This window comes from Candidatus Cardinium hertigii (assembly GCF_003176915.1).
GTDB classification, from domain to species: domain Bacteria; phylum Bacteroidota; class Bacteroidia; order Cytophagales; family Amoebophilaceae; genus Cardinium; species Cardinium hertigii_A.
Genome location: NZ_CP029619.1, coordinates 304,514 through 328,319, shown reverse-complemented (window position 1 = coordinate 328,319; position 23,806 = coordinate 304,514). Strand labels below are relative to the sequence as shown.

11 protein-coding genes are annotated in these 23,806 nt (G+C 38.3%); 3 read left to right on the top strand and 8 right to left on the bottom strand.

What is annotated here, in order from left to right:
* Positions 1-192 precede the first annotated feature (192 nt).
* The 8 genes from DK880_RS01255 to DK880_RS01215 all read right to left on the bottom strand — a co-directional run bounded on the left by DK880_RS01255 (position 193) and on the right by DK880_RS01215 (position 19,248).
* A complete protein-coding gene (locus tag DK880_RS01255; RefSeq protein WP_109997033.1) occupies positions 193-3,681 on the bottom strand; it encodes a sodium:solute symporter family protein in 3,489 nt (1,162 codons plus the stop codon).
* A 682-nt stretch (positions 3,682-4,363) separates the two neighbouring features.
* On the bottom strand, positions 4,364-7,831 hold the full coding sequence (locus tag DK880_RS01250) for a sodium:solute symporter family protein (RefSeq protein ID WP_109997032.1): 3,468 nt from the start codon (positions 7,829-7,831) through the stop codon (positions 4,364-4,366).
* A 212-nt stretch (positions 7,832-8,043) separates the two neighbouring features.
* Positions 8,044-11,517, bottom strand: a complete 3,474-nt coding sequence (locus DK880_RS01245; protein ID WP_109997031.1) for a sodium:solute symporter family protein — start codon at positions 11,515-11,517, stop codon at positions 8,044-8,046.
* Positions 11,518-11,729: 212 nt separating this feature from the next.
* Positions 11,730-15,218, bottom strand: coding sequence for a sodium:solute symporter family protein (locus DK880_RS01240; RefSeq protein ID WP_109997030.1), 3,489 nt, complete (start codon positions 15,216-15,218; stop codon positions 11,730-11,732).
* A gap of 251 nt (positions 15,219-15,469) precedes the next feature.
* On the bottom strand, positions 15,470-16,744 hold the full coding sequence (locus DK880_RS01230) for a DNA recombination protein RmuC (protein ID WP_239302529.1): 1,275 nt from the start codon (positions 16,742-16,744) through the stop codon (positions 15,470-15,472).
* A gap of 88 nt (positions 16,745-16,832) precedes the next feature.
* Entirely contained in the window at positions 16,833-17,399 is a 567-nt protein-coding gene (locus DK880_RS01225) for a hypothetical protein (RefSeq protein WP_109997027.1), read from the bottom strand.
* A 141-nt stretch (positions 17,400-17,540) separates the two neighbouring features.
* Positions 17,541-18,101 (bottom strand): hypothetical protein, encoded by a 561-nt coding sequence (locus DK880_RS01220; RefSeq protein WP_162534087.1) that lies wholly within the window; start codon positions 18,099-18,101, stop codon positions 17,541-17,543.
* A gap of 67 nt (positions 18,102-18,168) precedes the next feature.
* On the bottom strand, positions 18,169-19,248 hold the full coding sequence (locus DK880_RS01215; RefSeq protein WP_109997025.1) for an LptF/LptG family permease: 1,080 nt from the start codon (positions 19,246-19,248) through the stop codon (positions 18,169-18,171).
* 467 nt (positions 19,249-19,715) lie between these two features.
* Between DK880_RS01215 and lptB the strand changes: the two genes are divergently transcribed.
* The 3 genes from lptB to argS are packed head-to-tail and all read left to right on the top strand — an operon-like array spanning position 19,716 to position 23,702.
* Positions 19,716-20,444, top strand: coding sequence for an LPS export ABC transporter ATP-binding protein (lptB, locus tag DK880_RS01210; RefSeq protein ID WP_109997024.1), 729 nt, complete (start codon positions 19,716-19,718; stop codon positions 20,442-20,444).
* A gap of 22 nt (positions 20,445-20,466) precedes the next feature.
* On the top strand, positions 20,467-21,924 hold the full coding sequence (gatB, locus tag DK880_RS01205; RefSeq protein WP_109997023.1) for an Asp-tRNA(Asn)/Glu-tRNA(Gln) amidotransferase subunit GatB: 1,458 nt from the start codon (positions 20,467-20,469) through the stop codon (positions 21,922-21,924).
* A gap of 32 nt (positions 21,925-21,956) precedes the next feature.
* A complete protein-coding gene (argS, locus tag DK880_RS01200; RefSeq protein WP_109997022.1) occupies positions 21,957-23,702 on the top strand; it encodes an arginine--tRNA ligase in 1,746 nt (581 codons plus the stop codon).
* The last annotated feature ends 104 nt before the right edge of the window (positions 23,703-23,806 follow it).

The following is a 23,806-nucleotide window of genomic DNA, read 5'->3' as shown; positions in this document are numbered from 1 at the left end:
ATGTTTAATTTTTTCCTAAAAGCGTGTAATAATATAATATACAACCTGGCTACCTAAACCACCTAAGCTAAAAGGTTTAATTTACGCAATAGCAATTTTACAAATGAAAATCAACACGTAATTAAAAATTTTACACAATCTTTTCAAATGATCAATGGTATCTGTATAGATGATCTTGTAAAAATAGACGCTTTATTTTAGGACCTCTTCACAAATGCGCTGCATTTCTGCTAGCCATCGCTGAGGTACGTGGTGCTTTGTTCCCCATGGTATATAAAAAGCTAAGGTTTCTTTAGCTATACGCTGTTGATCGGCTGGTTTACGGGCAGATAAGGTGCTCATATTATGCAATCTATCTGCTAGCTTTACTTGTACCACACGTATATCCCTACATTGATGGAGTATATTTTTATTTTCTAATTTATCTAATTCCCAAGGATACCCATTGGTATTGAAGTGGGTAACCTGATCGACCACAGCAGCTACTTCACTGCCATACATCAGTTCTAATTGATGAAGTGTAACAGGCGTATCCTCTACGATATCATGCAACAAACCAGCTAGGATGGTGTCGGGATCCTGGGTAGTCTTCAACAGCAGTTTGGCCACTGCCATCGGATGGGTATAGTAGGGGGCACCTGATTTACGCCGTACTAAACCATGAGCGTTTTTAATAAAGGCAATGGTTTGCTGTATACGTTCTGCGCTAAGCGTAGTTTGTGTAGTAAGTAAACCTATTAGCTCCTGCTCTTGCGCCAAGCTTTCCTCCGTTTCAGCTAGGGTATTAGCTAACAGATCAACAGGATCATACGTTTTAAAGCGCATAACCTTACGGCCATCCAGCGGGAATACGTAAAGGCAGCTTACCTTTGTTGGGCTTTCTATTATTTCTACATAGCCTCCATGAGCCTCTACGATTTGTTTGCTTTCTAATTGATAAAACTGCGCTTCACTAGCAGGTAGGGTAACATTTGCATTCATTCCTACGATACTATAGCTAGGTTTTAAATTTGGTAGGCTTGTATCCGTACTAAAACAGAAAGCCAGTGCAGGTAAGGTTAAGGAAGGGAGATCAGCCGCAGTCTCTGTTGCTAGGCCGTATTGTAAGGTAGTAGCTGCAAGGGTTAAGGTTACGATATGATCGGTAGCTTGTTGGCTCTTGCTAATTTCCCATAGGTTAAGCAGCAGCAAACATGCTAATAACGTGGGATCGACTACTATTTCAGCTATGGGTGTTTGTTTACGTAATAAGAGCGCTAGTGGCTCCCCTAAATCCAATATTTGCTGATTTACTTTTAAGATAGTTGATTCAAGCGGGATAAGCTGTATAGATTTTTTATTGAGTTTTAGGCTGCGTTCTTCTTGGGCTCTCCATAGTAGGCAATCACTGAATTTTTGTAATTTTTTATTAAAGAATGCTATTTCATTTCGTAAACCAGTTGGATCCTGTTTATAGAGGGCCTCACTGGTTTCTTGTAGTGCATGGCCCATTTCTCGTAAGAGGTTACCTCCAGCAGTGGCATCCAATTTAGCCCAATGCGCTTGGCTATAGATGGCCTCTAGCGCAATGCGCTGCTCATAGGCTCGGGTAATTTCCATAATCTTCCCTTTAGAAACGGATTTATCTCGTAGCTGTTTATAAATACCAAAGCCTACCAGTGTAATTGTTATAATTGCCGTCGTTACAATAAGTTCTATGGAAGTAACATTCGAACTATTTGTCAAAAGCAAATTGCTAAAATCTAGATAAGGAGGAATAAATTGATGGATACCTATGGTTAGAAATAGCATTGTGATGCTGTTTTCTAAAGACAATAGTACTGAAGTTAAACCAACGTTAAAAATTAAAACAGCACAAACTGTAGGGGTGTAGTGGCTTAGTTTAACAAATTGAAAAGGAATAATAAAAAGTAATAGAAAAAGTAATGTGGGCCATAATTTATATAGTAAAGGAGAACCTTCCTTTTTATAGGAATGAAATGCTGGGTAAATTGCTATAATGGTACCTATAGCCATAACAGTCATATAGAGGTACACGTAGGGTAAAAAATAGGCTTTATGGATAAGATAGAGTGCTAAGACCGAACTAATAATTAGGTAAGCGCCTAATAACATAAATGTACTTGTCCTTTTAGGAAAAATAATGGCTTGATAGCTTGATGTAAAAGGCATTTTAATCCGCTGCCATTTTGTTTGCCACCATCGTTTGATTAGTTGATTTTGTAGTTTCCAGGCAGTGTTATCTTTAACACCCACCCAACCGGTGTTGGGTAATTTAGGGAATAAATAGTGCGGAATGAATAGGCTAAGTATACTGGCAATAAGAATAATAGTAAGGTGATCCTTAAGATTATAGTAATAAATGTATATGCCCATCATTGTATTAAAGCACATAGCTATAAAAATTACAATAGAACGGGGTCTAAAACCTAAACAGGTTATGATAAAAGGAATGGAAACAGACAGGTGATAAAAGAAAGTCATACCTGTTTTCTCTAAAAAGGTTATAATACTAGTAAGAGAAAATGCAATAGTAAGGCTAATGAAACCGATTACAACAGAAGTTATACGCGCAACGGTAAGTTGATGCTGAGCAGCTTTGTGCTTGTTTGCCTTTGTTAGGACAGACCATATATCATTGGTAAATAAAACAGAGGCAATATGTAAAATAGAATCAGCAGTAGACATCAATAAGGCAAAGCAAGTTGTTGCAAGAATACCTTGCATACCTGGCCAATAGCTTAGATGGATGATATAACTGAGTATATTTTGGTAAGGGTAGGTGCCATTTTTTTTCAAATGAAAGAATATTGCAGTAAGTAAAAATAATGGCGTAAAGAATAGCAGCCGAATCAAACTGCTATTCCTAAAAACCTTAACAGCTTGTTGTACAGTAGATGCCATATAAAAGCGTTGTATATAAGCAGGATTGCAACTAATAACAAGAGACCACCAAAATAACCAGCTTAATGTATCTTTTAAGGTATCATCCCATGTAAATACTTTATTTAGGTTAAATTGAGGAAGGGCTGTAATGCGTTTCCAATCAATTAGTAAATCATTACTATAATACAGTAGTGTACAAATTAATAGGGGAAAATACAGACTAAAAAAGAAAAATTGGTAAACATCTGTTAATGCTACTGCTCTGATCCCTCCAAAAGTAGCATAACATATAATCAACAGAAAAACAATTATAGTGTGATATTCTGTATTATAATATGGAAATAGTTTAGTGGTTATAAGAAGACCACACTTTATCTGAGCAGCTAGTATAATCGCACATAATACAATACCTAACAAGGCTGTTAAGATGCGTACGGCTGGACCATATATAGTTCCCATAGACTCTGCCATGGAACGGTTACCTATAAATTCTTTCATTCTTACAATTAAAAATTTAGAGGCTAGGTAGACACTCAATGGTCCACTTACATACTTAAGTGCATAAATACCATGTTGGTAATGCTGATTAAAGCCAATATAAAAAGACTTTGCACTGTAAATAGTTGCTATAAGAGAGGTAGTAAGCGTCATGCTAGACATCTTTCTATTTCCAACCGCATACTCTTGAAAAGTTTTGATATCTTTTCCGTAATAGAGCCCAATAGCAAGCGTTAAGAGTAAAAATATTCCTATAAGAAGGCTATCTATATAATGTATAGGTTGTCCTATGGCCATAATGATTCTCTTAGTTGTTATACAAATAATGCCCTTTTATTTACCTAACATGCGTTTAGTATCAACAATTAATATATACATATGTATGGTAAAATAAAAGAAAGTATGCTTATTATTTGTGTTGGTTTGAATTCCGTTAGCTGTTTTGTGCTATTTATTGCCTTTAGGAAGCAGCTATAATTTTTACCCTTTATTATAATAAGTTGGTAGCGGAGGAACTATTGAGTAGATGCCGAGATATTATATATTTATTTGTTAATCAATATAAAAATCATTATGTTCATACTATTATAATAATCATGTTTTGTATTTTTCGTATAAATAAAAACCTTAACGCGCTGGCGCCAGGGACTTGGCCAAGATGGAGAAAAATATTCGTTCTATTGGTCCTATGAAATCCGATGGTAAATGATCGGTTAGCTACTTGCAAGGAATCTTAGGAAATAAACGCAATGTTATTCTGTGTGCTATTGGACATAATCAATGACTTGTCACGAGAAAAACATTCCTAACATACACATAATCAATCAAAAAGAATCATTTTTGTATATGAAGGATTTCTCTCTCAGAACGATTATACCTATATAATGGTCAGTTGACATAGCGTTTAACTTACCATTTGAATGTGAGAAAAAGATAGACAGAAAATAAACCTATTGTGTAATAAATACTTCAGGGACGACTACTTAGCAATAATCCCTTCACAAATACGCTGCATTTCTGTCATCCATTGCTGAGGTGCCTTATGGCTCTTTCCCCACGGTATATAAAAAGCTAAGGTTTCTTTAGCTATACGCTGTTGGTCGGATGGCTTACGGGCAGATAAGGTACGCATATTATGCAATCGATCTGCCAGCTTTACTTGTACCACACGTATATCTCTACATTGATGAAGTATATTTTTATTTTCTAACTTATCTAATTCCCAAGGATACCCATTGGTATTGTAGTGGGTAACCTGATCGACCACAGCAGCTACTTCACTGCCATACATCAATTCTATCTGAGGAAGCGTAACAGGCGTATCCTCTACGATATCGTGCAACAAACCCACTAGGATGGTGTCTGGATCTTGGGTAGCCTCTAACAGCAGTTTAGCCACCGCCATGGGATGGGTATAATAGGGGGACCCTGATTTACGCCGTACTAAACCATGGGCCTTTTTAATAAAGGCAATGGTTTGCTGTATAAGCTCCTCCTTAAGCGTAGTTTGTGCCGTAAGTAACCCTATCAATTCCTGCTCCTGCGCCAAGCTTTCCGCTGTTTCAGCTATTTTATTAGCCACAATATCAGCAGGATCATACGTTTTAAAGCGCATAACCTTACGGCCATCCAGTGGGAATACGTAAAGGCAATTTACCTGCGTTGGACTTTCTATTATTTCCACATAGCCCCCATGGGCCTCTACGATTTGTTTGCTTTCTAGCTGATAAAATTGTGCTTCACTAGCAGGTAGGGTAACCTTTGCGTTCATTGCTGGGATACTATAACTAGGTTGTAGGGTTGGTAGGCTTGTATCCGTACTAAAACAGAAAGCCAGTGCAGGTAAGGTTAAGGAAGGGAGATCAGCCGCAGTTTCTGTTGCTAGGCCGTATTGTAAGGTAGTAGCAGCAAGGGTTAAGGTTACGATATGATCGGTAGCTTGTTGGCTCTTGCTGATTGCCCATAGGTTGAGCAGCAGCAAACACTCCAGCAAGGCGGGATCGACTGCTATTTCAGCTACGTCTGTTTGTTTCCGCAATAAGAGCGCTAGTGGTTCTCCTAAGTCCAATATTTGCTGATTTACTTTTAAAATAGTTGGTTCAAGTAGGATGGACTGAATAGATTTTTTATTAAGTTTTAAGCTCCGTTCTTCTTGGGCTCTCCATGCCAGACAATCGCTGAATTTTTGTAGCTTTTTATTAAAGGATGCTATTTCGTTTTGTACAACAGATCGATCCTTATTAAAAAGAAAATCAGTAGTTTCTTGTAGTGCATGGCCCATTTCTCGTAAAAGGGTGCCTCCAGCAGTAGCATCCAATTTAGCCCAATGCGCTTGGCTATAGATGGCTTCTAAGGAAATGCGCTGTTCATAGGTTCTAGTAAGTTCGATAATGTTAAGTTTAGCGGTTGCTTTGTCTCGTAGGTATTTATAGATACCAAGGCCTATTATGGCAGCGGTTACTAGCATTACAGCTAGCACAAGTTCTATAGAAAGACCCCAGCTAGCTAAAGCTAAATAGGTCGTATAAGGCGGTATAGCTTGATGTATCCCTAACGCTACAGCTAACAGGATACTACTTGTTTCTAGCGAAAGTAAAACGATGCCTAAGCCCAGGTTACTAACCCATAATGCACAAACCATAGGGCTATAGTGTCCTAGTTTAGCAAATTGAAGGGGCGCAATAAAAAGCAGAAGAAACAATAGCATAGGCCATAAATTATGCAATAGCGGTGTTCCGCCTTTTTGATAAGCATGCAGGGCTGGGTAGAGCGCTAGGATGGTTCCCAAGGCCATCACAGCCATATAGAGGTATACATAGGGAAGGAAATACTGCCTTTGGATAAAGCACAATGCGATAATGGCATGAAGGATGGTATAGCAGCCGACTGCTACAAAGGTACGTTCTTGGATAGGGAAGATGCTTACACGATAAGACCTTGTAAGAAGCATTTTAAACTGTTGAACGCGAGCCAACCACCAGCGCTTGGTGATTTGGTTTTGTAAATCCCAGGCACTGCTATCTGGGATACCTACCCAGCCGGTATGGGGGCGTTTAGGAAGCAGATAGTGTAAGGCAAACAAGCTACCTGCGCTTACAATCATTGAAAGGATAACGCGATTATGGGTTATAGTTTGCTTTTGATAAAAAATAAAATACGTTGCTACGATTATGTTCCAACCCATGGTTATGAGCACAACAAGGGATCTAGGCCTAAATCCCAAACAAGCTATTATAAAGGGAACTGAAACAGCTGGCCAATAAAAATAGTACGTTTTGTTCATTAATTGCAAAATACTGGTTGTATGGAATACTATCAAAAGACTGATTATCCCTATGCCAATAGAGGCGATACGTACCATGCGGAGTGAGCGGTTGTGTAATTTGGTAAACTTAGCTATAAAAGGCCATAGGTCATTTGTAAATAAAACAGAGGCAATATGTAAGTGAGAATCAGCGGTAGACATCAACAACGCTATCATAGCCGTTACCAATATACCTAACATACCAGGGAAATAGGCAAGGGAAAGGACATAGTGGAGGACATTCTGATTGGATGAAATGTTATCTCCATGTATATGCAAAGCTGCTGCAACACTGAAAATAAGCAAAGCTATCACACAGGGAGCTATGGTAATTTTGTTAAAAACCTTTGCAGCTTGCCCTATAGAAGAAGCCATGTAAAAGCGTTGAATGTAGGCAGGTATAAACAAAACTAAAAGCCTAAATATAAAGCCAGGAAGTAAGCTTGTTAAGGTATGCCCTGTGCACATCTTGTTTAAATTAAACTGCGGTACAGCAGTAAGTTTTTGCCAGCCTGTTGCTAAATCTTCCGTAGAAAATAGTAGCACGAAAATGAGCATAGGGAAGCAGAGTCCGAAAAGGAGGAATTGGTAGACATCTGTTATGGCTACCGCTCTCGCCCCTCCAAATGCAGCATAGGCGATAACCAATAAGGTTAAAAGTATGATTGAATAAGTTTGAAAGGATATTATTTTAGGAAATAGAATGGACATTATTTCAAAACCAACCTTAATCTGGGTGGTTAGATAGGCGATAGCTAACAGGATACTAAGTAGAGCGGTAATGATACGAGCAGCTGATCCATATAAGCTTCCCATAGATTCTGCTATAGAAAAATGTTTCTCGAATTCTTTCATTCTTGGAATAGTAACCCTGGAAAAAAGATAGAGCATAGGAACTATTAGAATAGATTGCGCAATAAGTATTTCAAAGCCTTGTCGATAGTTCTGATCCAGGCCAACCCCTAGGGTTCCACCGCCATATATGGTAGCTATCAGTGAAATAGCAATTACGCTGCTAGACATTTTTCTGTTCCCTACAGCATACTCTTGGAAAGTCTTGATACCTCTACCGTAGTAAATCCCAATAACCAGTGTCCCCATTAAGGATAACCCTATAATTATAAAATCAATATGCGTTACCATCTCTCTTTTATTATTGCGTTGTAATAAATTTATCTTACTAAGTTTATAATGATTACTTGCTTTTATTTACAGAAAAATAATTACTATACCTAATAGCAACTATTATTATTGTGTAATAACCTATGCCTAGAGTAATGCGTAGTAGCATTAGCCTTTACAGGTAGATTTTGGCGCGGGAAAAGAACCTTGTATAAAGAGGCACTGTATTTACTTTAAAGCTGCTTAGCAATAATCCCTTCACAAATACGCTGCATTTCTGTCATCCATTGCTGAGGTGCCTTATGGCTCTTTCCCCACGGTATATAAAAAGCTAAGGTTTCTTTAGCTATACGCTGTTGGTCGGATGGCTTACGGGCAGATAAGGTACGCATATTATGCAATCGATCTGCCAGCTTTACTTGTACCACACATATGTCCTCACATTGGTGGAGCCTATTTCTATCTTCTAACTTATCTAATTCCCAAGGATACCCATTGGTATTGTAGCGGGTAACCTGATCGACCACAGCAGCTACTTCACTGCCATACATCAATTCTATCTGAGGAAGCGTAACAGGCGTATCCTCTACGATATCGTGCAACAAACCCACTAGGATGGTGTCTGGATCTTGGGTAGCCTCTAACAGCAGTTTAGCCACCGCCATGGGATGGGTATAATAGGGGGACCCTGATTTACGTCGTACTAAACCATGGGCCTTTTTAATAAAGGCAATGGTTTGCTGTATAAGCTCCTCCTTAAGCGTAGTTTGTGCCGTAAGTAACCCTATCAATTCCTGCTCCTGCGCCAAGCTTTCCGCTGTTTCAGCTATTTTATTAGCCACAAGATCAGCAGGATCATACGTTTTAAAGCGCATAACCTTACGGCCATCCAGTGGGAATACGTAAAGGCAATTTACCTGCGTTGGACTTTCTATTATTTCCACATAGCCCCCATGGGCTTCTACGATTTGTTTGCTTTCTAGCTGATAAAATTGTGCTTCACTAGCAGGTAGGGTAACCTTTGCGTTCATTGCTGGGATACTATAACTAGGTTGTAGGGTTGGTAGGCTTGTATCCGTACTAAAACAGAAAGCCAGTGCAGGTAAGGTTAAGGAAGGGAGATCAGCCGCAGTTTCTGTTGCTAGGCCGTATTGTAAGGTAGTAGCAGCAAGGGTTAAGGTTACGATATGATCGGTAGCTTGTTGGCTCTTGCTGATTGCCCATAGGTTGAGCAGCAGCAAACACTCCAGCAAGGCGGGATCGACTGCTATTTCAGCTACGTCTGTTTGTTTCCGCAATAAGAGCGCTAGTGGTTCTCCTAAGTCCAATATTTGCTGATTTACTTTTAAAATAGTTGGTTCAAGTAGGATGGACTGAATAGATTTTTTATTAAGTTTTAAGCTCCGTTCTTCTTGGGCTCTCCATGCCAGACAATCGCTGAATTTTTGTAGCTTTTTATTAAAGGATGCTATTTCGTTTTGTACAACAGATCGATCCTTATTAAAAAGAAAATCAGTAGTTTCTTGTAGTGCATGGCCCATTTCTCGTAAAAGGGTGCCTCCAGCAGTAGCATCCAATTTAGCCCAATGCGCTTGGCTATAGATGGCTTCTAAGGAAATGCGCTGTTCATAGGTTCTAGTAAGTTCGATAACTTTAAGTTTAGCGGTTACTTTGTCTCGTAGGTATTTATACAGGAGAAATCCTACTAGTGTGATTGATACAAGAGCTGTTGCGAGCACAAGCTCCATAGAAAGCCCCCAACCAGCTAAAGCTAAACAGGGCGTATAAGGCGGTATAGTTTGATGTATCCCTAACGCTACAGCTAACAGGATACTGCCTGTTTCTAGTGAAAGTAAAACGATACCTAAGCCTAGACTACCAACCCATAATGCACAAACCATAGGGCTATAGTGTCCTAGTTTAGCAAATTGGAGGGGCGCAATAAAAAGCAGAAGAAACAATAGCATAGGCCATAGATTATGCAGCAGCGGTGTTCCTCCCTTTCGATAAGCATGCAGGGCTGGGTAGAGCGCTAGGATGGTTCCCAAGGCCATAACAGCCATATAGAGGTATACATAGGGAAGGAAATACTGCCTTTGGATAAAGCACAATGCGATAATGGCATGAATGATGGTATAGCAGCCTACCGCTACGAAGGTACGTTCTTGGGTAGGGAAAATATTTACACGATAGGACCTTGTAAAAAGCATTTTAAGCCGTTGCATCCGTGCCAGCCACCAGCGTTTGGTGATTTGATTTTGCAAATCCCATGCACTGCTATCTGGGATACCTACCCAACCCGTATGAGGGCGTTTGGGAAGCAGATAGTGTAAGGCAAACAAGCTACCTGCGCTTACAATCATTGAAAGGATAACGCGATTATGGGTTATAGTTTGCTTTTGATAAAAAATAAAATACGTTGCTACGATTATGTTCCAACCCATGGTTATGAGCACAACAAGGGATCTAGGCCTAAATCCCAAACAAGCTATTATAAAGGGAACTGAAACAGCGGGGTCATAAAGGTAAAATATTTTGTACATTAATTGCAGAATACTGGTTGTATGGAATACCATCAGAAGGCTAATGACTCCTATACCCAAAGAGACGATACGTACAATTTTGAGCGATGGCTTATCCGACTTGGTAAACCTAGCTACAAAAGGCCATAGGTCATTCGTAAATAAAACAGAGGAAATATGTAAGTGAGAATCAGCGGTAGACATCAGCAACGCTAGCATAGCTGTTACCAATATACCTAACATACCAGGGAAATAGGCAAGAGAAAGGACATAGTGAAGGACATTCTGATTGGATGAAATGTTATCTCCATGTATATGCAAAGCTGCTGCAACACTGAAAATAAGCAAAGCTATCACACAGGGAGCTATGGTAATTTTGTTAAAAACCTTTGCAGCTTGCCCTATAGAAGAAGCCATGTAAAAGCGTTGTATGTAGGCAGGTGTAACTAGAACTAAAAGCCTAAATATAAAGCCAGGAAGTAAGCTTGTTAAGGTATGCCCTGTGCACATCTTGTTTAAATTAAACTGCGGTACAGCAGTAAGTTTTTGCCAGCCTGTTGCTAAATCTTCCGTAGAAAATAGTAGCACGAAAATGAGCATAGGGAAGCAGAGTCCGAAAAGGAGGAATTGGTAGACATCTGTTATGGCTACCGCTCTCGCCCCTCCAAATGCAGCATAGGCGATAACCAATAAGGTTAAAAGTATGATTGAATAAGTTTGAAAGGATATTATTTTAGGAAATAGAATGGACATTATTTCAAAACCAACCTTAATCTGGGTGGTTAGATAGGCGATAGCTAACAGGATACTAAGTAGAGCGGTAATAATGCGAGCAGCTGACCCATATAAGCTTCCCATAGATTCTGCTATAGAAAAATGTTTCTCGAATTCTTTCATTCTTGGAATAGTAACCCTGGAAAAAAGATAGAGCATAGGAACTATTAGAATAGAGTGCGCAATAAGTATTTCAAAGCCTTGTCGATAGTTTTGATCCAGGCGAACTCCCAGGGTTGAACCGCCATAGATAGTAGCTATAAGGGAAATAGCAATTACGCTGCTAGACATTTTTCTGTTCCCTACAGCATACTCTTGGAAAGTCTTGATACCTCTACCGTAGTAAATCCCAATAACCAGTGTCCCCATTAAGGATAACCCTATAATTATAAAATCAATATGCGTTACCATCTCTCTTTTATTATTGCGTTGTAATAAATTTATCTTACTAAGTTTATAATGATTACTTGCTTTTATTTACAGAAAAATAATTACTATACCTAATAGCAACTATTATTATTGTGTAATAACCTATGCCTAGAGTAATGCGTAGTAGCATTAGCCTTTACAGGTAGATTTTGGCGCGGGAAAAGAACCTTGTATAAAGAGGCACTGTATTTACTTTAAAGCTGCTTAGCAATAATCCCTTCACAAATACGCTGCATTTCTGCTAGCCATTGCTGAGGTACGTGGTGCTTTGTTCCCCACGGTATATAAAAAGCTAAGGTTTCTTTAGCTATACGCTGTTGATCGGATGTCTTGCGGGCATATAAGGTGCGCATATTATGCAACCTATCCGCCAACTTTACTTGTACCACACATATGTCCTCACATTGGTGGAGCCTATTTCTATCTTCTAATTTATCTAATTCCCAAGGATACCCATTGGTATTATAATGGGTAACCTGATCGACCACAGCAGCTACCTCAGCGCCATACATCAGCTCCAGCTGAGATAACGTAACAGGCGTATCCTCTACGATATCATGCAACAAACCAGCCAGGATAGTGTCTGGATCCTGGGTAGCCTCCAACAGCAGTTTGGCCACTGCCATCGGATGGGTATAGTAGGGGGCACCTGATTTACGCCGTACTAAACCATGAGCGTTTTTAATAAAGGCAATGGTTTGCTGTATACGTTCTGCGCTAAGCGTAGTTTGTGTAGTAAGTAAACCTATTAGCTCCTGCTCTTGCGCCAAGCTTTCCTCCGTTTCAGCTAGGGTATTAGCTAACAGATCAACAGGATCATACGTTTTAAAGCGCATAACCTTACGGCCATCCAGCGGGAATACGTAAAGGCAGCTTACCTTTGTTGGGCTTTCTATTATTTCTACATAGCCTCCATGAGCCTCTACGATTTGTTTGCTTTCTAATTGATAAAACTGCGCTTCACTAGCAGGTAGGGTAACATTTGCATTCATTGCTGGGATACTATAACTAGGTTGTAGGGTTGGTAGGATCGTATCCGTACTAAAGCAGAAAGCCAGCGCAGGTAAGGTTAAGGGCATTTGATTAGCCGAAGCCTCTGCTCCCAAACCATACTGCAAGATAGTAGCAGCAAGGGTTAAGGTTACGATATGATCGGTAGCTTGTTGGCTCTTGCTGATTGCCCATAGGTTGAGCAGCAGCAAACACTCCAGCAAGGCGGGATCGACTGCTATTTCAGCTACGTCTGTTTGTTTCCGCAATAAGAGCGCTAGCGGTTCTCCTAAGTCCAATATTTGCTGATTTACTTTTAAAATAGTTGGTTCAAGTAGGATGGACTGTATAGATTTTTTATTGAGTTTTAGGCTGCGTTCTTCTTGGGCTCTCCATAGTAGGCAATCACTGAATTTTTGTAATTTTTTATTAAAGAATGCTATTTCATTTCGTAAACCAGTTGGATCCTGTTTATAGAGGGCCTCACTGGTTTCTTGTAGTGCATGGCCCATTTCTCGTAAGAGGTTACCTCCAGCAGTGGCATCCAATTTAGCCCAATGCGCTTGGCTATAGATGGCCTCTAGCGCAATGCGCTGCTCATAGGCTCGGGTAATTTCCATAATCTTCCCTTTAGAAACGGATTTATCTCGTAGCTGTTTATAAATACCAAAGCCTACCAGTGTAATTGTTATAATTGCCGTCGTTACAATAAGTTCTATGGAAGTAACATTCGAACTATTTGTCAAAAGCAAATTGCTAAAATCTAGATAAGGAGGAATAAATTGATGGATACCTATGGTTAGAAATAGCATTGTGATGCTGTTTTCTAAAGACAATAGTACTGAAGTTAAACCAACGTTAAAAATTAAAACAGCACAAACTGTAGGGGTGTAGTGGCTTAGTTTAACAAATTGAAAAGGAATAATAAAAAGTAATAGAAAAAGTAATGTGGGCCATAATTTATATAGTAAAGGAGAACCTTCCTTTTTATAGGAATGAAATGCTGGGTAAATTGCTATAATGGTACCTATAGCCATAATAGCCATATAGAGGTACACGTAGGGTAAAAAATAGGCTTTATGGATAAGATAAAGTGCTAAGACCGAACTAATAATTAGGTAAGCGCCTAATAACATAAATGTACTTGTCCTTTTAGGAAAAATAATGGCTTGATAGCTTGATGTAAAAGGCATTTTAATCCGCTGCCATTTTGTTTGCCACCATCGTTTGGTTAGTTGATTTTGTAGTTTCCAGTCAGTGTTATCTTTAACACCCACCCAACCAGTGTTGGGTAATTTAGGGAGTAAATAGTGCGGAATGAATAGGCTAAGTATACTGGCAATAATAATAATAGTAAGGTGATGGCTAAGCTTATAGTAAGAAGCATATATGCCTATCATTGTATTGAGGCACATAGCTATAAAAATTACAATAGAGCGGGGTCTAAAACCTAAACAGGTTATGATAAAAGGAATGGAAACAGCCAGGTGATAAAAGAAACCCACACCTGTTTTCTCTAAAAAGCTTGTAATACTAGTAGACAAAAATGCAATAGTAAGGCTAATACAACCAATTACAACAGAAACTATACGCGCAACGGTAAGTTGATGTTGAGCAGCTTTGTGCTTGTTTGCCTTTGTTAGGACAGACCATATGTCATTGGTAAATAAAACAGAGGCAATATGTAAAATAGAATCAGCGGTAGACATCAATAGGGCAAAGACAGCTGTTATAAAAATACCTTGCATACCTGGCCAATAGCTTAGATGAATAATATAATCGAGTATATCTTGGTAAGGATAGGTGCCATTTTTTTTCATATGCAATACTATTGCAGTAAATAAAAATAATGGCGTAAAGTAAAACATCCGAATCAAACTGCTATTCCTAAAGACCTTAACAGCTTGTTGTACAGTAGATGCCATATAAAAACGTTGTATATAAGCAGGATTACAACTAGTAAAAAGAGACCACCAAAATAACCAACTTAATGAATTTTTTAAGGTATCATCCCATGTAAGTACTTTATTTAGGTTAAATTGAGGAATGGCTGTAATGCGTTTCCAATCAATTAGTAAATCATTACTATAATACAGTAGTGTACAAATTAATAGGGGAACATAAAGACCAAAAAGAAAAAATTGGTAAACATCTGTTAATGCTACTGCTCTGATCCCTCCAAAAGTAGCATAACAGATAACCAATAGAAAAATAATTATAATCTGATAAGGTGCATTATATGGAAATAATTTAGTGGTTATATTAAGACCCAGTTTAATCTGAGTAGCTAATAAAGTTGCACATAATACAATGCCTAACAGAGCTGTTAAGACGCGTACGGCTGGACCATATATAGTTCCCATAGACTCTGCCATGGAACGGTTACCTATAAATTCTTTCATTCTCACGATTAAAAATTTAGAAGCTAGGTAGACACTAAGCGATCCACTTAAATACATAAATGCATAAATACCCTTTTGGTAATGCTGATTTAAGCCAATATACAACGCCTTTGCACCATAAATGGTTGCTATAAGAGAGGTAGTAAGCGTCATGGTAGACATCTTTCTATTTCCAACCGCATACTCTTGAAAAGTTTTGATACCTCTTCCGTAATAAAACCCAATGGCAAACGTCACGAGTAAAAATATTCCTATAAGAAGGCTATCTATATAATGTATAGGTTGTTCCATGGTCGTAATGATGTTCTTAGTTGTTATACAAGTAATACCTGCCTATTTACCTAAGGTGCGTTTAGTATTGAGGTTCATATATATATATATGAACGATAAAATAAAAAAACGTATGCTTATTATTTGTGTTGGTTTGAATTCCGTTAACTGTTTGTGCTATTTACTGCCTTTAAGAACCAGCTATAATATAATCTTTTCTACCTTCTATTATAAGTTGGTAGTGGAGGAGCTATTGCGTGTGGGGTACACACTTATGGGGTAGGTGCTTCTTCTGTTTCATGAGGCATTGCTCTATCTATGAGTTGTTGATCCAGAACCTTACTGGTGCGTGCACCCAATAGCTTCATCTTATGTGCCCTGGATACCAAACTTCCCCTTCCCTCATATAATTTTTTAGTAGCTTCTAGATAGTTTTTTTGTGTTAAATCCAACTGACGACCTACATTCTTAATGTCCTCTATAAAAGAAACGAATTTATCATACAGTGCTCCTCCTTGTGCGGCAATTTCTAAAGCATTTTGATTTTGATGGGCCTGGCGCCATAAATTGGCAATTGTCCGCAACGTGGCAATTAAATTGGAAGGGGAAACAATAACAATATTACGCTCATAGGCCTCATTAAAGAGTGTTACAGCCTCTTGAATAGCTAACGCAAAGGCTGGTTCAATAGGGATGAACATTAATACAAAATCTAAGTTTTGTAGCCCATAAATTAGTTGATAGCGTTTTTCACTTAAGGTTTTAATATGACGTCTAATGGAATGAACATGCTGCTTAAGATGCGCCATACGTTGTATGCTATCTTCCGTATTAAAAAACTGTTCATAGTGGCTTAATGATAGTTTGGAATCAATAATAATATTGCGACTGCCTGGAAGTTTAATAATTACGTCTGGCTGAAATTTTTGTCCCTCTTCTGTTGTAATAGCAGGTTGTACTATATATTCCCTATCCTTAACAAGTCCTGATTGTATCAAGATATTTTCTAAAATAAATTCACCCCATCCCCCCTGTAGCTTACTATCCCCTTTTAACGCTTTGGTTAAATTTTCAGCTTCCTGGGTAATTTTAATATTAAGCTCGTGTAACTGTTTTAATTCTGTACGTAAAGCTACATTTCTGGCTAGATTTTCTTGATTGTATTGGGTTACTTGTTTCTCAAAAAGCGTAATTTTTTCACTCAGTGGTGTTAATAATTGCTCTACTTGCAATCGACTTTGATCTGTAAATTTTCTATTCTTTTCCTCTAATAGTTCATTGGCTATGTTTTTAAAATGAATGGTTAATTGTGTCTGGAGCTGGTTGACGGAAGCATCTTGCTCAGCTATTTTCTCCTTTAAATGGCTGTTGTGCGCCCATGCAGTGGCTAATTCATTACTGACTTTCAAATGCTCTTGCTGTAATAATTTGGCTTGGTTTTTACTTTCTTCTAATTCCCTTTCTAGATTAACAAGGCTGTTTTTTAAAGCGCTAATGGACGCGTTACGCAAACTATGACATACAAACAACCCGATAAGTAGTAGCATAATACTACCGATAACAATTAGATAAAGCATAATAGGTCAAGTTTAGCAATGAATGGTATCAATAGGGTAGCTGCGTAAAGTGCATTTGTTACTGTAAACAAGAGATATGTCTTACTATGGTTTCAGCTGATTCCTTCGCACTGCGTGTAGTAACATCCAACTCAAGCAAATTGGGATGACTTATCTCGATAAGTTTATATTTAATATATACATCTTCAGGGTTTATTGATTTATATCTTATCTTTCTAGAAGGGTTCACAATACGTTTTACATGCTCCTTTTCTGAAATAGATAATTTGACAGGGATATATAGTGATTTACGCTTTTCTGCCATTTGCTCTACTGCTTGGTAGATGAGCTGATCCGTTTCTACTTCATATAAAACATTGGTTAAAACATAACTATTATACGCCTCTTGCTCAATAAAATTATAGACAACATGCCTAATGTGAGCTATGGTAGACCAAATAGATTCAGGGACACTACTCAATCCATCATAGGGCAATAAGGATAAAATAGGATTGTTAATCAAGTGATTATCACAAATAACATAACCAAATTTGGACAATTCTTGACTAATGGTATATTTTCCTATGCCAGGTTTGCCTATAAGATATATAATTTTATGATTGCTATTTTTATGTTGGTTGTGCATTGAATAAGTTTTTCATTTTCATTACATCCCATTTTACGTTTCCCCTTAAATTACCTAATGATAAATAATTCTTAGGACAGGGTCAACATGTGCTACCTAAATATACCATTATAGTACGATACGAATATACAAGGTGGATAATTAAACCTTAGTTGTACACTCCGTTGATCCCATATCTAATATTTGTTGAATAAGTGAACAGAGGCTATCATAAGATGCTGCGAAGAGCGGGCACATATCACCAGTGGGACTATCTTGAATCTGAGTAGGTGCTGTGCAACGTATTGGTCCAAGTTGCTTATATAACTGATCAGAAGAATAATTAAAAGCCAAATCATAGTCTATTTCATTAGATTTTTTAGTAACATCCATTCCAATAGTAATAAGCTTACATTTTTTATAATGCTTTTTGCTAGCCAGTAGTTGAATAGAAGGAGCCAAAGCAGTAGGGAGCATGTTTTGGTGGGAAGGTAGAATAAGGAGCAATAGGTCTGATAAGAGAAGCAGTTCTTCTAACCGGTTGAGTTGTGCTGCTTGTAGCTGTAAAGATTCGTGGGACATAGCTTCTTTAGGAATTTCTAGAATTTCTAATACGGTAGGAACCCCTTTGGCTTCCAATGTACCTGCACACCAACAACTAAAATTTTCTGGAAATCTATAGTCGGCTACTGTTACGGTCAAAATAAGTGCTTTGCGTTCCATGTCCATAACTTTTACAAAGGTAAAACTGATTTAAAACATATATAGTATACCTACACCAAGATGCCTATCATTTAGGAACCAGTATATAAAAAATAATACAGATTAAAGAGAAAATGATATTAGGTAGCCATATTTCCAATAAAGGGTAGTTACTTTGTGCCTCTGTTATGATTTTAGCTGATAGAAAAAGCGCTATATATAAGCCAGCTAGGACAAAGCCTAAAGTAATTTGCCTGCCTATACCACCTCTAGGTTTATGTACAGCTACTAAGAAACCTAACGTAATAAGGATAATAATAGCAAAAGGCGTCATATATCGAATGTATTTTTCTGCTATAAAGAAACGTACACTGTCATTGCCCTTAAGCAGTAGCTTCTGAATATGTAAATCTAGTTCTGGTAGGGTTAAGCCTTCTCTTAGTCTAGGATTAATAGAAAAATCTTCTGGATCTACTGCTAAAGGAAGCTTCAGCTTATCCCCTTCTGTAAGCGTTTCTTTTTTAGAGGAAAACAAACGTCTTTGCCAGGATTGCAATACCCATGTTTGAGCTTTGGGATCCCATTTGATCTTGGCAGCCTGTATCCTTTCTATAAGTGTAGCATGTTGAAAGGTATCTAAGCAGACATGGTATCCTGTATAACTGTAGGGATAGTATGTATTGACATGCAAGTATTGATTTGAACCTATCTTAAGGTGGATGTAAGCGGGGGGATTGGAAGTTAGGACTGTATTATTGAGGTATTTAGATTCAAATAAGAGCCTTGATTTGTTGGTGGTAGCTAACAACCAACCTGTTAAATAGAAATTAGCAGCTGTAAGCAAGCAAGCAACCATAAAATAGGGCAGTAGGATGCGATGAAAGCTGATTCCACCACTTAATAAGGCAATAATCTCTGATCTTTGCGCTAATCTAGTTGTAACCCAAATGGTAGTTCCAAAAACAATAATGGGCATTAATAAACTTAGCATATAAGGCAATAATAGGCAGTAATAATGCCCTATTTGTTTGTATGATAGATGTTCCTTCTTTAAATGATTCACATTCTCTGTTAAATGTATAAAAATAATTAGCAAAGTTGTGATGCTAAGCGCAACTAAGAAAGTTGAAAAGAATTTCCGGTAAATATAGGTATCTATTAGTTTCATTGTATCAGATTTTTACATACCTCTCTAATCTCGCGTACCTATAGTCTTAAAAAAATAGAGCCATACACCGCCGTAGTGCGCAAGCTTGTTCGATCTTTAGAAAAAGATGTTTTATTGTCTATAACAAACGGCAACGTACGTATTGGTTTTGCAAATTAAGGGTTAATTTTGATAGATAGAAGCCGATGAAAACCTAACGTGAAATGGGAAAAGATTTTTATCATGGCATCAAATATATGTTTTTTTATGCTTTAACCTGCATAGATTTCTTTATAAATGTTAAAAGAGCAGCTGTAATTTCCATAAATTACCGTAATTTTACATGTAATGCAGTAACTGGAAGATTAAACTTTATAGCCGCTTTTTGATTAATTTGATTAAGTTAGGGGGAATATCCTATCATTGTGCTGAGGAGAAAGCAATCAAACAGCGTTTCAGTGGGTATTATACCATAAATAATTTAAATTATGCAATTATATGTTCATTCCCTAACCAAATCATATAAAGGCCGTAAGGTAGTAAAGGGGGTTTCCCTGTCGGTTTCTCCTGGTGAAATTGTAGGGTTATTAGGTCCCAATGGTGCGGGCAAGACCACTACCTTCTACATGACAGTGGGGCTGATTAAGCCCAATGCAGGCAATATTTATCTAGGCAATACTTGTATCACCTCTTTACCATTGTATAAGCGTGCGCAGAAGGGGATTAGCTATCTACCGCAGGAGGCCTCCGTTTTTAGGCAATTAACGGTAGAAGAGAATATCATGGCCATTTTAGAGATGCGTGATTTATCCAAGCAAGAACGGAAAGAAAAACTAGAAAGGCTATTGGAAGAATTTAGCATTACCCATATTAGGAAACGTAAAGGCAATCTGCTTTCAGGGGGCGAGCGTCGCCGAACGGAGATAGCAAGAACATTGGCTATAGATCCTAAGTTTATTTTGTTGGATGAGCCTTTTGCTGGAGTAGATCCTATTGCAGTAGAAGAAATTCAACTGCTTATAACTAAACTGAAAAACAATAATATTGGTGTATTGATTACAGATCATAATGTAGATGAAACGCTTTCTATTACCAATAGAGCCTATTTGCTATTTGCAGGGGCGCTTCTTAAGGAAGGGACAGCAGAGGAATTGGCAGCAGATGAGCAAGTGAGGCGGCTCTATCTGGGAGAAAAATTCGAACTAAAGCGTTATTAAATTACGCTCTTTATGTAATTTTATGTGCACCCAAGAACACTATCAAGCGGTTATTGGATTAGAAATCCATATTCAATTGCTTACCAATAGCAAAATGTTTGCTCCAGAGCGGGCGGAATATGGGGCACTACCTAATACCCATGTAAGTCCTATTACCATGGCCTATCCGGGGGCCTTACCATGGGTTAATAAAACAGCTTTTGATTATGCCATTAAGCTAGGGTTAGCCTGTAAATCAGAAATAACAGAAGTGAATTATTTTGCACGAAAAAGTTATTTTTATCCAGATTTACCCAAAGGGTTTCAAATTACCCAAGATGCCACGCCCATTTGTAAAGGCGGCTTTATAACGTTGCCCGATTCAAAAAAAAAGATTTCGCTTATCCGTATGCATTTAGAAGAAGATACGGGGAAATCGTTACATGGCATAGTAGAAGGTACTACTTTAATAGATTATAATCGGGCAGGGATTCCCTTAGTGGAGATGGTAACAGCTCCAACAATAGAAACAGGGAGGGAGGCCTATCACTTCTTAGCAGCGGTACGTAAACTAGTTCGCTATTTAGAAATCTGTGATGGAAATATGGAAGAAGCTTCCTTGCGTTGTGATGCCAATGTTTCAGTAATGCCTCAAGGGAGCACCCTATTGGGTACGAGAGTGGAAATAAAGAATATGAATTCTATGCGTCATGTGCAGTTGGCTATAGAACATGAGATAGCGCGTCAAACAGCCTTATTAGAGGCAGGTCAATCTATTACAGCGGAGACGAGAAATTTTCAGGCCACTTCAGGTATAACCATTAGCTTACGTGCCAAGGAAACAGCTAGTGAGTACCGTTATTTACCAGAGCCAGATATTCCCCCTGTGTGGGTTTCAGCAGAATGGATTGCAGCCATTCAAGCAACCATCCCTCCACTGCCCGAAGCCTACCTGCAAAAATTTAAAGAAACATATGGGCTACCGGATTATGCAGCCACTGTGCTAGTTGAGGATAAAGCTTTTGCTTTATTTTTTGATCAGCTTTGCCAACATACGCGTTATTATAAAGCTGCTGCGAATTGGTTACTAGGGCCTGTTAAAGGTTACCTAAATACACAATCGCTATCGTTAGCGGAATTTCCGTTAACTGTACAGCAGATGGCTGCTTTAGTAGCCTTCGTAGAAAGTGGTGCCATTAACTTTTCTGCTGCAGCGAATCAATTGTTTCCATTATTATTGCAACAAGTAGACCGCACCCCTAAAGAGCTTGCTTTGGCGTTAAATCTTATACAGGATAGTGATACAGGTAATTTAAAAGCGCTTGTTCGGGAAGTGGTAGCCGTTTATCCAGATAAAGTAGCTGCCTATCAAAAAGGAAAAAAAGGATTATTTGCTATGTTTATGGGTGAAATTAGGAAAAAAAGTCAAAATAAAGCCAATCCGCAATTGGTGGCACGTTTGTTAGAAGAAGTTTTAGATAGCACGGAGCCTACTCCTTGATAGGGGTATAGCAAGCCGCACAATTGTTTACCATGCAACTCGAAGCCAAACTTTTCTCCGCTTTAAAGCAGGCATTTTTAACACTTTATCATTTAAACATAGAGGGAGAAATATCTCCTATACAGGTTACCAGAAAAGAATTCCAAGGGAATTTTTCTATACCGTTGTTTCCTTATTTTAAAAGATGTAAGGAAGAACCGATGCATTTGGCAGAGAAGATAGGGGAATGGATGCAAAAGCATACGGACTTGGTGGCTTCCTACAACGTCATAAGTGGTTTTTTAAATCTTGTGATTCGGGATAGCATTTGGCTAGCTATTTTAAAAGCTATTAAGGGAGACCTTACTTATGGATGTTTGGCACGCAAAAACAGTAAGGTAGTTATTGAATTTTCCTGCCCTAACACCAACAAGCCACAGCATTTAGGCCATTTGCGTAATAATTTTTTAGGGAGTGCTTTGGCTGCTATATTAGAGGCAGCTGGATACTCAGTAGTTAAAGTCAACCTCATCAATGATCGGGGCATACATATTTGCAAATCTATGGTAGCCTATGCACAGTTTGGGGAAGGTGAAACACCAGAAAGCAGCGGCATCAAGGGAGATCATTTGGTAGGGAAGTATTATGTAAAATTTGAGCAGCTTTATAAGGAGCAATGCGCCACACCCTTGCCCCCTATTGTACAAACCGCACAAAAAATGTTACTAGCGTGGGAAAAGGGGGATCCTGCTGTAATAGCTTTATGGAAGAAGATGAATGGCTGGGTCTATGAAGGATTTAAGGAAACCTATGAGCGGTTAGGCATTACTTTCGATAGGGTGTATTATGAATCGGACACCTATTTATTAGGCAAGGCAGTGGTAGAGGAGGGGCTTGCACGTAAGATTTTTTATCGCAAAGAGGAGGGGGCGATTGCGGTTGATTTAGCTACGTATGGTTTAGGAGAAAAGGTATTATTACGCAATGATGGAACTGCTATATATATTACCCAGGATTTAGGCACAGCTGATCTGCGCTATACGGATTATCATTTTGATAAAATGATTTATGTTGTAGGCGACGAGCAAGCGTATCATTTTAAAGTTTTGTTTGCCATTATGGAAACGTTAGGCAGACCTTATGCTGCTGCCATGTACCATCTATCCTATGGTATGGTAAACTTACCCGATGGTAAAATGAAATCCAGAGAAGGTACAGTAGTAGATGCAGATCAACTGGTAGCAGAAATGGTTCAAACGGTTAAATCCTACACAGAAGATGCGCAAAAAATAGAGGGACTTAACGCCCAAGCATTGCAACAATTATACGATGTATTAGCAATAGGGGCCTTAAAATTCTTTTTATTGCGGGTTGCGCCTGCCAAAAAAATAATATTTAATCCTTCTGAATCTATTGATTTTCAGGGAGATACAGCTACATTTATCCAATATACCTATGCTAGAATTTGTTCATTAATGCGTAAGGCACAAGCAATGGGGCAAGCAGCAGCTATTGATGGTAACCTATCGCTTAATCCATTAGAGCAAAGTATTATCCTTCAGCTTGCGCTATTTCCAAGCCAAGTAGAAGCAGCTGCACAATCTTATATGCCTTCTATAATAGCCAATTATGTGTTAGAATTAGCTAAAATTTATAATAAGTTTTATGCGAGCTATCCTATATTAAGAGTTACTGATGCTAGCCTCAGTAGTTTTAGGTTGTTTCTTTCTTCTTGTGTGGCGCAGGTTCTGCAAAAAAGCATGGAACTTTTAACTATTACATTACCAGAAAAAATGTAACCGATAGATTGTTTTATACCGTTATACTTTTAATAAATTTTATCTATTTTTAATGGTTGGGCCCTGCTTACATGTAAGCATTGATGTGTTAGGGTTATTTCGCC